Genomic DNA, 13687 nt, shown 5'->3' on the forward strand with positions numbered 1-13687 from the left:
CCAAGGTCCGGCGCGCATGCGTCGTCCTGCCTTGCCGTCCATCATCCATGGACAAGTCATGCAAAACGACTCCGATCGATTCTTCGTGCTGACCGGCGGTCCCGGCTCCGGCAAGACCACGCTCATCGAAGCGCTGAAGGCCATGGGCTTCGCGACGGCGCCCGAGGCGGGACGCGTCATCCGCGATCAGATGGCGATCGGCGGCCCTGCCCTTCCGTGGCAGGACCAGGCGCTCTTTGCCGAGCTGATGCTGTCATGGGAGCTGCGCTCCTGGCGCGCCGCGCATGCTAAGCCCGGCCCCGTTTTCTTTGATCGCGGCGTGCCGGACGTGATCGGCTATCTCAGGCTCTGCAGCCTGCCGGTGCCTGACCGCATCAAAAACGCGGCGGCCAAATTCCGCTATGCCCGCCGCGTCTTCATCGCGCCGCCATGGCCGAAGATCTTCACTCAGGACGAGGAGAGGAAACAGACACTCGACGAAGCCGAGCGCACCTTCCAATCGGTGGCCGAGGCCTACGCCGAACTCGGCTACAACCTTGTGCCCTTGCCCCTTACGTCGGTCGAGGAGCGTGTGCGCTTCGTCCTCGACGCGACGGATTGTTGCGGACACGGAAAAAGCCGGGCAAGCCCGGCCTTTTCCGATCTTTCGTGAGTTCTTACTCCGCCGGCGCTTCGACCGCTTCCCGCGTGCGGCCGAGAGTCACCTTGGCCAGCGTGAACGAAATCACCGCGCAAAGCGTGATGCCGGCAACCATCGGCAGCGGCGTGCCGTCGAAGAAGAGGCCCGCTACGCCCATGGCCAACGCACCTATGGCGAAGTGCAGCGTGCCCATCAACGCCGAGGCGGTGCCGGCGATCTCGCCATGCTCTTCCATGGCCAGCACGGAAGTGGTCGGGATGACCAAGCCGAGGAAACCGTAGCCAACGAAGAGCAGCGCCGCCATCACGTCGAGCCGGTCGACGCCGGAAGCCATGATCGCGAACAGCGCCACCATCACCGTGGCGTAGCCGGTCACCGCCACCCAGACGACCCGCTTCAAACCAAAGCGGTCCGCCAGCATTCCGGTCAACTGCGACATGCCGATGAAGGCGACCGCGTTGATCGAGAAGAAGACGCTGTAGACCGACGGCGACAGGCCGTAGTGGTCGATCAGGATGAAGGACGAGCTCGACAGATAGACGAAGAAGCTCGCAATGCCGAAGCCGGCGATCGCCACCAGGCCGAGGAAGTTGCGGTCACCCATCAGGTAGCGGTAACCCGCCAGCGCCGTGCCGAAAGACGAGTTGGCGCGCTCCTCCACCGACCGCGTCTCTTTCAGCGAAGTCGCGAGCAGGATGGTGGCTAAAGCCGCGGCACCCGTCACGGTCCAGAAGACTGCGCGCCAGCCAAAACTCTCGATGATCTGGCTGCCGGTCAGCGGCGCCAGGATCGGCGAGACCGAGAACACCAGCATCAGGAGCGACATCAGCTTTGCGGCCTCGTTGCCGGTGTGCAGGTCGCGCACGATGGCGCGCGGAATGGCCATGCCGGCGCTGGCGCCGAGCCCCTGCAGAAAGCGGAAGGCGATCAACCATTCGATGGAGGGCGCCATGGCCGAGCCGACGCCGCCGACCATGAACAGCGCGAGGCCGGCATAAAGCGGCAGCTTGCGCCCGACCATGTCGGAGATCGGGCCGACGACGATCTGGCCGAAGCCCATCGACAGGAAGAAGATCAAGAGGCTCATCTGCACGGCAGCCGTGCCAGCGTGCAGATCCTCACCGATCGAGGGCAGCGCGGGAAGATACATATCGATCGCGAAGGGGCCGATTGCGGACAACAAGCCGAGCACGACCGCGATGCGGAGGAATTTGGGACTCATGATAGGGCTTCTTTCGAATCTGGTTGCCGCCGCGAAGATCGGCGTCTACCCCAGGACGTTCCATCCCGTGGAAATCCGACATCTGAGGGCGAGTTCATTCGCCTCTAGAGCGAATTCATTCGTCTCTCGGGGAGCGGACTTCCCTTTGTTGTGTCCACAAATTTAGACAGGCTTGTCCAATTCGTCAATCACCACTATATAGATTTTTATGAAGCCCGGCGTTTCTCCTGACACTTTCCCGCCACGCAGCCATGAGGCCAAGCGCACATCGGTGGTCGATGCGGCCGCTTCGGTTTTTTGCCGGGAAGGCTATGCCGGCGCCAATATCGACCTGATCGCGGCCGAGGCCGGCGTCTCGCGCCAGACCGTCTACAATCACCATGGCGACAAGGAAAAGCTCTTCATGGCGGTCGTGCGCGACCTGACGGAACGCTGCAATGCCGGCATATTCGCCACCATCGCCACCTTCCCCGATCAGCCCGCCGACCTCGAATCCGATCTTGTCGCCTTCGCGGTGCGCATGAACCGCAACTGCATCTGCAACCGCGACGGCCGCTTCCTGCGCAAGCTGATCCAGGCCGAGGGCGAGCGTTATCCGGAGCTTTTTGCCGAGTGGCGCGAACAGGGGCCGGGCCGCACCTGGTCGGCGCTTGCCGCCCGCTTCGCGCGGCTTGCCTATGCCGGGCACCTGTCGATCGACGATCCGGACGTGGCGGCGCGCCAGTTCCTCGCGCTTGTCAACGCCGAGCTGCAGATAACCTTCATGCTCGGCGGCATGCCGACCGAAGAGGAAGTGCTGCGCTCGGCCACCAACGGTGTGCGCACCTTCCTCCGCGCTTTCGGCTCGCGGAAAACAACCTCCGTCAGGCAGGCCGCCCTCACCCACGCCTGAGCGATCAAATCGCCGCCACCCCCTCTTGGCCTCGGCGTTGGGCGCCTATATGCGGTTTACGCCGCGCTCAAGCTTGATTACAGCTATGCGGACGATTCAACGGAACCCGACCGTCACATGGCCGACGACCACATCCGCTACGACATTCTGGCCCAGGAGGCATTGCGCGGCGTCATGCGCAAGGTCCTGGCCGAGGTCGCGCGCACAGGCCTTCCGGGCAACCATCATTTCTTCATCACCTTCCTGACCGGCGCGCCTGGCGTGCGCATTTCCTCGCGGCTGCGCGAGCGTTATCCGGAGCAGATGACCATCGTCATCCAGTTCCAGTACTGGGACCTGAAGGTGACGGATGCCGGTTTCGAGGTGGGGCTCTCCTTCTCCGACGTGCCTGAAAAGCTCGAGATCCCCTTCTCCGCCGTGCGCGGTTTCTACGATCCTTCGGTGAATTTCGAGCTCGAATTCGACGTCAAGGCGGACAATGCCGCGGAAGACGACGACGCAGCGCCGGCCCCGGAGCTGCCGATTGCCGTCGTGGCCGAAAAGAAACCGGAATCGAAGAAAAAGACCACCGAGGCCGAGAAGAAGCCGGCCGTCGCCGATACCGGCGGCAAGAGCGCCGAGGTGGTTTCGCTCGACGCTTTTCGCAAGAAGTGAGCCGGGAGAATGGGCGAAGTCGTCAATCTCCGCCGGGCCCGCAAACAGAAAGCGCGCATCGAGAAGGAACGCCTGGCCGGCGAGAACCGGGCATTGCACGGCCGCTCCAAGGCCGAGCGCGAGCGTGACTGGCTGACGTCCGACAGGACGGAAAAATTCATGGACGGCCATCGCCGCGAGAAGCCCGGCGATCCGGACGGACGCTGAGCGCCTCCGATGGCCGCGGTCGAAAAGCGCTCGGTGACGATCCGCGGCCACCGCACTAGTTTTTCCTTGGAGCAACCTTTCTACGATGACCTCGTCACGATCGCGGCGCAGCGCTCGATTTCGCTGGCGGCCCTTGTTGCCGAGATCGACGAAACGCGAACACGCGACGCGAACCTCTCCTCCGCGCTGAGGCTCTACGTGCTGGCCTGGGCAAAGCGCGGCGGCAAGTCGCCTTGACCGGCCTCAGACCGGGTCGCCGACGCTTTGCTGCGTCTTGCGTTTGGCGCCGAAGCTGAGCAGGGCCGAACGGTCGCGTTCCTCCGCCTGCTTTTTCGACCGCACTCGCATCAGGTCCTTCCAGCCGATATAGCCGACGAGCCGTGCATCCTCGCGCGAGACGACCGGCAGATGCGAGACGTTAGCCAAGAGCAGCTTGTCGGACAGCCCTTCCAAATACTCGTCCGGATAGGCGAGCGTGACCTTGCTGCCGGTTAAAAGCTCGCCGAGCGTCGTCTTACGGTGCTTGCCGGCGCGGCGCCAGCGTAGGATCGCCGGCGGATCGATGACGCCGAGCACATGTCCGTCTTCGTTGATCACGGGGAAGCTCGGATGCCGCGTGTCCGGCGCGGTGAGGAATGCGGCTGCGCCATGCAGCGTCATCGTCGCCGGCACGCTCTCGACCTTGGCCGTCATCACTTCGCGCACCCTGGTCAGCGCGAAGGGATCGACGCGGTATTCGCGGACGAGGTGATGTCCGCGCCGCGCCACCTTTTCGGTCAGGATCGATCGCTTCATCAACAGCACGGTGACGGCATGCGCGGTTGCGCAGGCCGCGATCAGCGGGACAAGCATATGGGTGTTGCCGGTGAGCTCGACCGCGAAGAAGGTCGCGGTAAGCGGCGCGCGCATCGTGCCGCCCATGGTCGCGGCCATCGCCAGCAGCGGCCAGAAGTCCGGCGTCGCCTCGGGCAGGATGCCGGCCAGCACCGCGCCCATCGCGCCGCCCATGATCAGCAGCGGAGCCAGCACACCGCCTGACGTTCCCGAACCCAGCGCCACCGACCAGATGATGGCCTTCACCACCAGAAGCGTCAGCGCCGCGGTCGCGACGACGCGGCCATCGAGCATATTGGCGATGTTGTCGTAGCCGACACCGAGCGCCTGCGGCTCGATCAATCCGCCGATGCCGACCACGAGGCCGCCGATCATCGGCCACCACATCCAGTGTATTGACAGTTTCTGGAAGGCGTCCTCGCAGGCATAGACCAATTGCGTCAGCAGGCCCGAAAGAAGCCCGGAGGCAATGCCGACCAGCACCCAGCCGCCCAATCCGGCGATCGATGCTTCCATGCTGCCCGAAAACGGGAAGATCGGACCCGGCAGATGCAGCAGGGTGCGTTCGACCTCGGCGACGATGGCGGCGACGGCGACCGGGATGAAACTGCGCGGCGTCCATTCGAACAGCAGCAGTTCGACGGCAAGCATGATGGCGGCGATCGGCGTGCCGAAGACGGTCGTCATGCCGGCAGCCGCGCCCGCCACCAGCAGCGTCTTGCGTTCATTGTCGCTGACCGGCAGCATCTGCGCGATCAGCGAGCCGATCGCGCCGCCGGTCATGATGATCGGGCCCTCGGCACCGAACGGTCCGCCGGAACCGATCGAGATCGCCGACGACAATGGCTTCAGCACCGCAACCTTGGCGTCGAGCCGCGAGCGCCCGAGCAGGATTGCCTCGATCGCTTCGGGAATGCCGTGGCCGCGGATCTTCTCGCTGCCGAAGCGCGCCATCAGCCCGACGATGAGCGCACCGATCACGGGTACGATCACGGCGGCATAGCCGAGCGGCGTGTCCTCGAGCCTGAGCTCGGCCAACGTGAACTGGCCGAAATAGGCAATGTTGGTGGCAAGCCGGATGAGCTTCAGCAGCACGATGCCGGCAAACAGCCCGGCGGTCGCGACCACGACCGCTATCGCGGCGATGAGCAACACCCTTGGATCGGTGGTGAAGTCGCGAAGATGGCCATTACCGGCGTGAGCGGATTTCATTGGGGAGCCTGAGCTTTCTGGCGGCGCGAGTGCCGTCCGGTGTCGGGCCGCTACATATCGTACTACGATATAATTCATCAAGGGCGTTTCTCGATCATCGATCCGCGTCATTTTGGACATGGATCGCACTAGGCCCCTAGCTTCATGAGAGTTGAGCTTTGGCCGGAAAGGGCCATAAGTCGGAGAATGACGCCGCCGAAGAAACCACGTCCCGCCATCAGCCAGGCCGACTACCAGCGGCTGTCGGAGTTCCGCTACCTGATCCGCCGCTTCCTCGAATTCAGCCAGCTTCAGGCGAATGAGGCGGGCTTGACCCCGCGCCAGCACCAGGCGCTGCTGGCGATCAAGGGCTATCCCGGCGGCGGACCTGTGGCGGTGGGCGATCTGGCGGAGCGGTTGCGCATCCGCCACCACAGCGCCGTCGAACTGGTGAACCGGCTGAGCGAGGCCGGACTGGTCATAAGGGATCAGGACAAGGCCGACCACCGCCGCGTGCTGCTGCAACTTACCCCTCTCGCCGACGATCGCCTGGCCGAATTGTCGGCCGCCCATCTCGACGAGCTTTCGCGGATCGAGCCTATGCTCAGGCGCCTGCTCTTTCGTCAGGAGCCGTCCTAATCGACAAGGCGGCGCGGCCGAATGCCAGACCCGCGGCTTCGGTGGATAGGCCTCAACCGCCGTCCAGCGATTTCAGCAGATTGTCGATCGTGAACGGGTTGGCCTTGGGTTTCGGCGACTCTGGAGCGGAACTGTCGTTGACGCCGGGAAGCGACCGGTCGGCCTTCGGCGCCTGCTCGGTCGCCTTGCGCTCTGCTTCCAGTCTCGCTTGCTCGGCTTTCTTGCGATCGGCCTCCAGCCTCGCCTGCTCCGCCTTCTTGCGCTCCGCCTCGGCCTGGGCCTTCGCCGCTTCGTCAGTTGCTCGTTGTTCTGCCTTTGCCTTAGCGTCGGCTTCCGCTTCTGCCTTGGCATCAGCCTCCGCCTTGGCGCGTGCCTCAGCCTCGGCCTGAGCCTTGGCGTCGGCCTCCGCCTTGGCCCTCGCCTCGGCTTCCGCTTTTGCCTGCGCCTCTGCCTCGGCTTTCGCCCTGGCTTCGGCCTCGGCTTTCTGCCGCGCCTCCTCCTCTTGCCGGCGCAATTCCTCGGCCGCCCGGTCGCGCTCCGTCTGCAGGGCAGCGTAGTAGCGCACCTCGCGCCGCAGCCTCTGCTTCTCGAGCAGCGCCGCCTGCATCGCCTCGACCCGTTGCTGCTCTTTCTCCAGCGCGCGCTGGGTCAGGAACTGCGCCAACGGCGCGCTGTCGAACTGGGGCGCCGTCGCCCCGAGCGCGCCGGCGAGGCTGAAATTCACGGCCGGTTCGGAGCCGACCAGCGCCTCGTCGCCTGGTCGATAGGTGATCGCGCCCTTTGCTGTGACGGTGCTGGTGCTGAGGTCAGCCATCACGTCCGCCGACAGTGTCGCTGCCGGGTTGTCGAGGCTGATCGGCGGCGCCCGGAGCGTGCCGTTGGCAACGGTGAAGGCGATGTCGGTGTCACCGGCCGTGAAACTGCCCTCGCCGGCGATCTCAGGCGCGAAGCCGGCGGTCTTGGCGGCATCGATGTCGCGTCCGATTGCATCGGCCTTAGCGATGACAGGGGCAAAGGCATCGGGATTGATGCCGGCGATGGCCAGTCCCTTCAGCGCCGCCGTGCCGGACCCGGACAGGGCGGCGATCATCGCATCCACAGACTTGCCGCTGGTCGACAGCGCTGCCGAAATGTCGCCGCTGCCGCCGATGCCTGACCCCGGCAGCACTGTGGAAAGATCACTGCCGGCCAGTTTCAACTGCCCCGAAAACAGGCCGGTGCCGTCGGTGTTCTTCAGCTCAAACAGGCCGGTCAGCGTGCCGCCGTAGAGCTTGGCCTTGAGGTCCGAGACATGGATGCCTTCCCGGTCGAGCTTCAGCGACAGCGCCGCGTCATGCGCGGTGGCGAACGGTCCGGCGGCAAGCGCCGCCGTGTTGAGGTCGAGATCGGCGCTGAACGGCAGGGTCGACTTCTGGCTGAACGGCGCGGTTGGCCAGCCGCCGCCTTTCGCGGCAAGGAAGGACTGATCGCCGAACAGCGACACCGCCAGCGGATCGAGGTCGAGCTCATCGAGTGCCAGCGCACCGGCAAGATGCGGCAGCCCATCCTTGCCGTCGACATTGACGTCGCCCGACACTGCGGCCTTGTTGATCGCGCCGGTCAGTCCGCTCAACACCAGAAGCCCATTGCCGAAATCGGCATCGGCGGCGAGCGATGCCGACGTGCCGGTGCCCATGCCCGGCAGCCCGACGCCTGTCGTCATCAGCCATGGCTCGATATCGGCGGCGTCGAGATTGACCTTGCCCTTGGCGGTGGCGCCTTGCTGCGTCTCGGCGACGGTCCCGTCGAAGCTCGCCCTGAAATCGTCAGCCGTGAGATTGAAGCTGGTCGCCAGACCGCCGCTCAACGAGCCCTTCGCCGAAAGATCGGTGGTCGCCTGTCCAAGCATGCCGAGCGGCAGCGCCGGCAGGCCATAAAGCGCAAGCAGCGTGGCGGCGTTCTGGTTGCGAGCGTTGAAGGTCAGCGCGACCGGCGCCTCCAGAAGCCGAGCCGCAGTGCCCTTGCCCGAGAGCGAAGCCGAGAAGGCGGAGCCGCCGGCCTTGCCTTGCGCGGAGAGCGCGAGCCCGGTAGTGCCGTCGCCATTGTCGGCCGCACTGGTTACCAGGTCGACACGGGCGTCCTGGAACAATTCGGGATAAGCAGCCGCACGGGTGGCCAGACCCTTCAGAACCGGATTGTCCGGATAATGCTGTGCCGCGACATCGATGAGCGGCTTGAGATCCACGGCCACGACGGATGCGTCGAGCTTGCCGGTCGGGCTTTCCGGAAAGTCCTTGATACGCCCTGTGGCGCTGATCGAGGCGCCGGCAAGCCCGCCGACCGAGAGCCGGTCGATTTCGAGCAGGCCCTCACGCAGCCTCAACGCCGTATCCACCGTGTCGGCCGTCAGGCCGCCGGCGCTGACCGGGCCCGCCTTGATCTGGAAATCGAGGTCGCGGTCGGAGAAACGGTTGGCGCCCTTGTCGCTGACGAAGATCGAGGCGAAAGCCGCCAGCCCGTCGACGTCGAGCTCGCCGCCTTCCAGCCGCATCAGCACCGAGGGCCTGGCGCCATCGGGCTGGCTGGAATCGATGCTGCCCGAGAACTTCGCCTTGCCGAGGATGAGCTCGAGATCGCTGAAGGACTGCCGGTTCGCGCTGAGATCGACCTTGGCCTTGAACCCTGCCGCCGGCAGACGGCGGATCGCGTCGTCGACATCCTTCGACAGCCAGGCCGCGAAACCGGAGGGCTGTCCGACGGCAAGCAGCAGGGAGCCCGTGAAGCCGAAATGGTCCTCGACGCTCAGCATGCCGTCGGCTTCGAGCGTCGCGCGGCCCGGCAGTGTCGCGGCAAGCGACTTCACCGACCAGCCGCCCTCGACCGGCTCCGCCGAAAGCCGCACGTCGCGCACTGTCGTGTCGCCCGCCACCACCGCCGGCAGCCTGACCTCGACCGTGCCCGGTATCGTCGGCTTCGGCATGTGCAGCAGCGTCTGCTCGAATGCCGCGATGCGCTGATCGAGCGTCAGCCCGGTTCCAGCGGATGCGCCCACCGCCTCGTCGAACTGCACCTGCGCCCCGCTCGCTTCGATCGCGAAATGCGGCTTGAGGCCGAGATCGACCGACGCCTTGCCATCGGCGGTGTAGGGATTGTCGAGCGGCCCGGTCTCGAAGCGGAATTCGTCGACGCCGAGCTTCTGATGGTCGAGAGCGAATTTGCCGTTCAATCGGAAGCCAGGATCGGGCTTGCCGGTGCTGACTTTCACAGGTTCGCCGTCAGTACCACGCAATTCGGCCGAGTTCCTGTCGGCTCCAGAAATCTTGAACTGGCCGGAATAGACTGCCGCGCCCTTGACGATGCCGGCATTGCCGTCGGTCTCGATGACCAGCGGATAGGCATCCGGATCGGCCTTCAGCCTGAGCCGCATCTGGCCGTCTGCTTCCACCCTGCCGGTAGAGGCCGAGACTTCCGTGCGCAGGCCGTCGAAGCGCAGCGTGCCGTCCATCCGCCATGGGCCGGCAAGCGACTTGGCCGAAATGGTCGAGTTGATCTCGGAGATAAAATGGCTGCGCCCGCCGGCGGCATGGCGCAGTTCGATCTGCCCTTCGGTCACCGTCAGCTTCTCGATCGCGATCTGGCCCGGATCGAAGCGCGTCGACGGCCGGATGGCCCAATCGACCGTGCCGTCGCCGGCGACGTCGATCGTCGCCTTCGGGTGCACCAGCCGCATGTCGAAGATCAGCAGCTCGCCGCGCAGGAAAGGCGCAAGCTCCGCATCCATGGAGAAGGTCTCCATCGTCATCGCCGGCTGGCGGTCAGGGCCGCCGGCGACCTCGACATTGGAGAAGGTCACCGAAGGAAACGGCAGAAGGCGCGCGGTCGCATCGCCTTTGACGGTCACCTTGCGGCCGAGGATGGTGCTCGCCTCGCGCTCGAAATCGGCGCGATAGCCGGTCCAGTCGATGAAATACGGCACCACCAGCGCCGCGCACAGCACCAGCACGAACAGCCCACCGAAGATCACGAACAGGCGTGCGAGCATTTTCTCCCCGGATTGAAAGTCAGCCGCACTCTACCCGCATCCGCGTGTCGATAAAGAGGCAATTCGGCCCTGTTCGCCCGCCAATCCAGGGTAACGACCATTGTTGCGCAACCGCTCGCGGTCGCGATATCCTTTTTGGAACGCACCTGCCTCAAGCGGCCATGCCCGGCCGCGATCATCTGAACCAAATCGTCAAACGCGGAGCATTCCCGATGTCAGGCAAGAACTGGGACAGGGTGCCGATCGATGCGCAGAGCATCGATGCCCCGCTGTCGCTCGCCTCGGTCTTCCTCGTCGTCACGGTCGGCAGCGATCAAGTGGCCCTCTCGAAGGTGGCCTTCGTGCTCGGCGGGCTTGACGACCTCGTCAAGAATGTCGGCTTCCGCGACCTGTCCGGCCGATTGTCGTGCATCGCCGGCATTGGCGCTGGCCTCTGGGCGCGTCTTTCCCCGGACTGGCAACCGCGCGAGCTGAAAGCCTTTGCGCCGGTCAAGGGGCCGGTCCATTCGGCGCCGTCGACGCCTGGCGACCTCCTCTTCCACATCCGTGCCGAACGCTCCGATATGTGCTTTGAGTTCGAGCGCATCCTGTTGGACAGCTTGGGCAGCAGCGTCACCGTCGTCGACGAGGTTACCGGCTTTCGCTATTTCGACGCGCGCGACTTGCTCGGTTTCGTCGACGGCACGGCCAACCCGACCGGCCTCGATTTGCCCGCTTCGGCCCTTGTCGGCGACGAGGATGCCGGCTTTGCCGGCGGCAGCTATGTCGTCGTCCAGAAATACCTGCACGATCTCGACGCCTGGGCGGAAACGCCGACGCACCTCCAGGAAGAGATCATCGGCCGCACCAAGATCGACAACATCGAGATCGATGACGACGACAAGCCGCGCAAGTCGCACAAGTCGCTGGCCACGATCGAGGACGACGCCGGCAACGAATACGACATTCTGCGCGACAACATGCCTTTCGGCCGGCCGGGGCAGAAGGAATTCGGAACCTACTTCATCGGCTACACCCGCTATCTGTGGGTGATCGAGAAGATGCTGCAGCGCATGTATGTCGGCGAGCCGCCCGGCGCTTACGACCGGCTGCTCGATTTCTCGACGCCGCACACCGGCACGACCTTCTTCGCGCCCACCCGACCTACGCTGCAGAAGCTCGCCGAGGGAGCGCAGGAGTAGCTCGCGGCAACTTCATCGTCCCGCCGCCGGCAAAATCTTGCCCGGGTTCATGATGTTCAGCGGATCGAGCGCCTGCTTGATGGTGCGCATGACATCGACACCGTGGCCGAGTTCATGGCGCAGGAAGCCCACCTTGCCCTGGCCGATGCCATGCTCGCCGGTACAGGTGCCTTCCATGGCGATCGCGCGCATGTTGAGCCTGGCGACGAATTTTTCCGCAAGCGCGATCTCTTGCGGGTTGTCGACATCCATCAGCACCAGCACATGGAAATTGCCGTCGCCGGCATGGCCGACGATCGGCGCGATCAGACACATCTCGGCGATGTCGGCCTCGGTCTCGGTGACGCATTCGGCGAGCCGCGAGATCGGCACGCAGACATCGGTGGACAGGCCCTTGGCGCCGGGACGCAGTGTCAGCGACGACCAGTAGGCGTCATGCCGCGCCTTCCAGAGCTTTGTCCGCTCTTCGGCAACGCTGGTCCATAGGAACGGCCCGCCGCCCTGCTCCTCGGCGATCATGCCAAAGGTCTCCGCCTGTTCGGCGACGCCGGCATCGCTGCCGTGGAATTCGACGAACAGGCACGGGCTCTCCGGATAGTCGAGCTTCGAATAGGTCTTCATCGCCCGCATCTGCAGCGCGTTGACCAGTTCGATGCGCGCCACCGGAATGCCCATCTGGATGGTCGCGATCACCGTGTTGCAGGCCGCCTCCAGGCTGGGGAACGGGCAGACGCCGCCGGAAATCGCCTGCGGAATGCCCTGCAGGCGGAGCGTCAGCGACGTGATGATGCCGAGCGTGCCTTCCGAGCCGACCAGCAGCCGGGTCAGGTCGTAGCCGGCCGAGCTTTTCTTCGCCCGCTTGCCGGTCGTCACCGCCTCGCCGTCGGCCATCACCGCGGTCAGCGACAGCACGTTCTCGCGCATGGTGCCGTAGCGCACGGCATTGGTGCCGGAGGCGCGCGTCGCCGCCATGCCCCCGAGCGAGGCATTAGCGCCGGGATCGATCGGGAAGAACAGGCCGGTATCGCGCAAATGCCGGTTGAGGTCCTCGCGCGTCACGCCTGGCTCGACCGTGCAGTCGAGATCCTGCGGATTGACCGAGAGAATGCGGTTCATCCGCGAGGTGTCGATCGAGATGCCGCCGCCCGGCGCATTGGTATGGCCCTCGAGCGAGGAGCCGACGCCGAAGGCGATGACCGGCACGCGGTGCGCCGCGCAGGCGCGCACAATCTCCTGCACCTCCGGGGTGGTTTCTGCGAAGACGACGCCGTCCGGTGCCTGGGTCGGGATATAGGTGGTGGTATGCGCATGCTGGCCGCGGATCGCCGCGCCGGTCTGGAAACGTTCGCCGAACTGTTGCTTGAGGATGCCGAGCACGGCGGCGATGCCTTCCTCGTTGCGCTCGACGGGATTGAGGTCGCTCAAAGCCATGAATTCCTCCGCGAATGGACCAGCGGCCACTCTTGCTATGCAGCTATGGATGATGCCTAAAGCAATTCCAGGAAAAGTGTGAAGCGGTTTTCCGTCCGGAATTGCGCCAGAACAAAGAGAACCTCACCAGCCACGCCCTGTCCAGCGACGATCAAGGAAAACCAGATGCCAATGCCTGCGCCGATCATTTCCAAGCCGATGGCGATCGAGAAGGACTGGATCGACTATAACGGCCATCTCAACATGGCCTATTACAACGTGCTGTTCGATCGCTGCTCGGACGAGGCTTTCGAAATGATGGGCATGGGGCCGGACTATGCCAAGGAGCGCCGCCTCACCATCTACACGGCCGAGGTCCATGTCTGCTACGTGCAGGAGCTTCACCTTGACCACAAGGTGAACGTCTCGTTCCAGCTCATCGACCATGACGAAAAGCGGCTCAGAGTCTACCAGGAGATTCGCCACGTCGACGGCTGGCTGGCCGCAACATCCGAATCGCTGTCGCTGCATGTCGACATGGCCGGGCCGAAGGTCGCTCCTTTCCCGGCCGATGTGATGGCACAGGTTGAAGCCATGCGCGCTGCCCACGCCGCGCTGCCGACGCCGGAGCGTGCCGGCCGGTCGATCGGCATCAAACGCAAGAGCGCTTGAAAAGCCCGGCACCCGCGTTAACCTTACCAAGGTTTTAACGTGAACAAGTCACGTCCGTCCGTTGAACGACTCAGTGACGCGTTCGAAAACCGCCGTACCGGGTTACGCGCGGGCGGCAGACGGA

Annotated in this window: 12 protein-coding genes; 8 read left to right on the forward strand and 4 right to left on the reverse strand. The window is 64.7% G+C overall.

Annotation, left to right across the window (positions count from 1 at the left end):
* Nucleotides 1–58 precede the first annotated feature (58 nt).
* On the forward strand, nucleotides 59–652 hold the full coding sequence (locus DH10_RS27710) for an AAA family ATPase (RefSeq protein ID WP_192245549.1): 594 nt from the start codon (nucleotides 59–61) through the stop codon (nucleotides 650–652).
* Nucleotides 653–656: 4 nt separating this feature from the next.
* Here the strand turns inward: DH10_RS27710 and DH10_RS27715 are convergent, their stop codons facing one another.
* Nucleotides 657–1862 (reverse strand): multidrug effflux MFS transporter, encoded by a 1206-nt coding sequence (locus DH10_RS27715; RefSeq protein ID WP_192245551.1) that lies wholly within the window; start codon nucleotides 1860–1862, stop codon nucleotides 657–659.
* A 208-nt stretch (nucleotides 1863–2070) separates the two neighbouring features.
* Here DH10_RS27715 and DH10_RS27720 point away from each other — a divergent pair, with 208 nt between their 5' ends.
* The 4 genes from DH10_RS27720 to DH10_RS27735 all read left to right on the forward strand — a co-directional run bounded on the left by DH10_RS27720 (nucleotide 2071) and on the right by DH10_RS27735 (nucleotide 3852).
* On the forward strand, nucleotides 2071–2754 hold the full coding sequence (locus DH10_RS27720) for a TetR/AcrR family transcriptional regulator (protein WP_192245553.1): 684 nt from the start codon (nucleotides 2071–2073) through the stop codon (nucleotides 2752–2754).
* 117 nt (nucleotides 2755–2871) lie between these two features.
* The gene (locus DH10_RS27725) at nucleotides 2872–3408 is read left to right on the forward strand and encodes an SspB family protein (RefSeq protein WP_192245555.1); all 537 of its coding nucleotides are present in this window, start codon (nucleotides 2872–2874) and stop codon (nucleotides 3406–3408) included.
* 9 nt (nucleotides 3409–3417) lie between these two features.
* On the forward strand, nucleotides 3418–3615 hold the full coding sequence (locus DH10_RS27730; RefSeq protein ID WP_192245557.1) for a DUF4169 family protein: 198 nt from the start codon (nucleotides 3418–3420) through the stop codon (nucleotides 3613–3615).
* A gap of 9 nt (nucleotides 3616–3624) precedes the next feature.
* Nucleotides 3625–3852 (forward strand): ribbon-helix-helix domain-containing protein, encoded by a 228-nt coding sequence (locus DH10_RS27735; protein ID WP_192245559.1) that lies wholly within the window; start codon nucleotides 3625–3627, stop codon nucleotides 3850–3852.
* Between the two features lie 6 nt (nucleotides 3853–3858).
* On the opposite strand, the gene DH10_RS27740 is transcribed toward DH10_RS27735, so the two are convergent.
* Nucleotides 3859–5661 carry a chloride channel protein gene (locus DH10_RS27740; protein ID WP_192385573.1) on the reverse strand — a complete coding sequence of 601 codons (1803 nt, stop codon included), beginning with the start codon at nucleotides 5659–5661 and terminating at the stop codon, nucleotides 3859–3861.
* 186 nt (nucleotides 5662–5847) lie between these two features.
* Here DH10_RS27740 and DH10_RS27745 point away from each other — a divergent pair, with 186 nt between their 5' ends.
* Nucleotides 5848–6279: a MarR family winged helix-turn-helix transcriptional regulator gene (locus DH10_RS27745; RefSeq protein ID WP_192245563.1), complete on the forward strand. Its 432-nt coding sequence runs from the start codon at nucleotides 5848–5850 to the stop codon at nucleotides 6277–6279.
* 52 nt (nucleotides 6280–6331) lie between these two features.
* Here DH10_RS27745 and DH10_RS27750 read toward each other — a convergent pair whose 3' ends face one another.
* Nucleotides 6332–10300 (reverse strand): AsmA family protein, encoded by a 3969-nt coding sequence (locus DH10_RS27750; RefSeq protein ID WP_192245565.1) that lies wholly within the window; start codon nucleotides 10298–10300, stop codon nucleotides 6332–6334.
* 212 nt (nucleotides 10301–10512) lie between these two features.
* Between DH10_RS27750 and DH10_RS27755 the strand changes: the two genes are divergently transcribed.
* On the forward strand, nucleotides 10513–11481 hold the full coding sequence (locus DH10_RS27755) for a Dyp-type peroxidase (RefSeq protein ID WP_192245567.1): 969 nt from the start codon (nucleotides 10513–10515) through the stop codon (nucleotides 11479–11481).
* Nucleotides 11482–11493: 12 nt separating this feature from the next.
* Here DH10_RS27755 and DH10_RS27760 read toward each other — a convergent pair whose 3' ends face one another.
* Entirely contained in the window at nucleotides 11494–12912 is a 1419-nt protein-coding gene (locus DH10_RS27760; protein WP_192245569.1) for an FAD-binding oxidoreductase, read from the reverse strand.
* A gap of 165 nt (nucleotides 12913–13077) precedes the next feature.
* Between DH10_RS27760 and DH10_RS27765 the strand changes: the two genes are divergently transcribed.
* Nucleotides 13078–13563 carry a thioesterase family protein gene (locus DH10_RS27765; protein WP_192245571.1) on the forward strand — a complete coding sequence of 162 codons (486 nt, stop codon included), beginning with the start codon at nucleotides 13078–13080 and terminating at the stop codon, nucleotides 13561–13563.
* The last annotated feature ends 124 nt before the right edge of the window (nucleotides 13564–13687 follow it).

The organism is Mesorhizobium silamurunense, assembly GCF_014843825.1.
In the GTDB taxonomy this organism is placed as follows: Bacteria; Pseudomonadota; Alphaproteobacteria; order Rhizobiales; family Rhizobiaceae; genus Mesorhizobium; species Mesorhizobium silamurunense.

What these genes read in the sequence shown, in the direction of transcription:
- DH10_RS27710 (WP_192245549.1), top strand. Translation starts at nt 59, where the DNA reads ATGCAAAACGACTCCGATCGATTCTTCGTGCTGACCGGCGGTCCCGGC.
- DH10_RS27715 (WP_192245551.1), bottom strand. Translation starts at nt 1,862, where the DNA reads ATGAGTCCCAAATTCCTCCGCATCGCGGTCGTGCTCGGCTTGTTGTCC.
- DH10_RS27720 (WP_192245553.1), top strand. Translation starts at nt 2,071, where the DNA reads ATGAAGCCCGGCGTTTCTCCTGACACTTTCCCGCCACGCAGCCATGAG.
- DH10_RS27725 (WP_192245555.1), top strand. Translation starts at nt 2,872, where the DNA reads ATGGCCGACGACCACATCCGCTACGACATTCTGGCCCAGGAGGCATTG.
- DH10_RS27730 (WP_192245557.1), top strand. Translation starts at nt 3,418, where the DNA reads ATGGGCGAAGTCGTCAATCTCCGCCGGGCCCGCAAACAGAAAGCGCGC.
- DH10_RS27735 (WP_192245559.1), top strand. Translation starts at nt 3,625, where the DNA reads ATGGCCGCGGTCGAAAAGCGCTCGGTGACGATCCGCGGCCACCGCACT.
- DH10_RS27740 (WP_192385573.1), bottom strand. Translation starts at nt 5,661, where the DNA reads ATGAAATCCGCTCACGCCGGTAATGGCCATCTTCGCGACTTCACCACC.
- DH10_RS27745 (WP_192245563.1), top strand. Translation starts at nt 5,848, where the DNA reads ATGACGCCGCCGAAGAAACCACGTCCCGCCATCAGCCAGGCCGACTAC.
- DH10_RS27750 (WP_192245565.1), bottom strand. Translation starts at nt 10,300, where the DNA reads ATGCTCGCACGCCTGTTCGTGATCTTCGGTGGGCTGTTCGTGCTGGTG.
- DH10_RS27755 (WP_192245567.1), top strand. Translation starts at nt 10,513, where the DNA reads ATGTCAGGCAAGAACTGGGACAGGGTGCCGATCGATGCGCAGAGCATC.
- DH10_RS27760 (WP_192245569.1), bottom strand. Translation starts at nt 12,912, where the DNA reads ATGGCTTTGAGCGACCTCAATCCCGTCGAGCGCAACGAGGAAGGCATC.
- DH10_RS27765 (WP_192245571.1), top strand. Translation starts at nt 13,078, where the DNA reads ATGCCAATGCCTGCGCCGATCATTTCCAAGCCGATGGCGATCGAGAAG.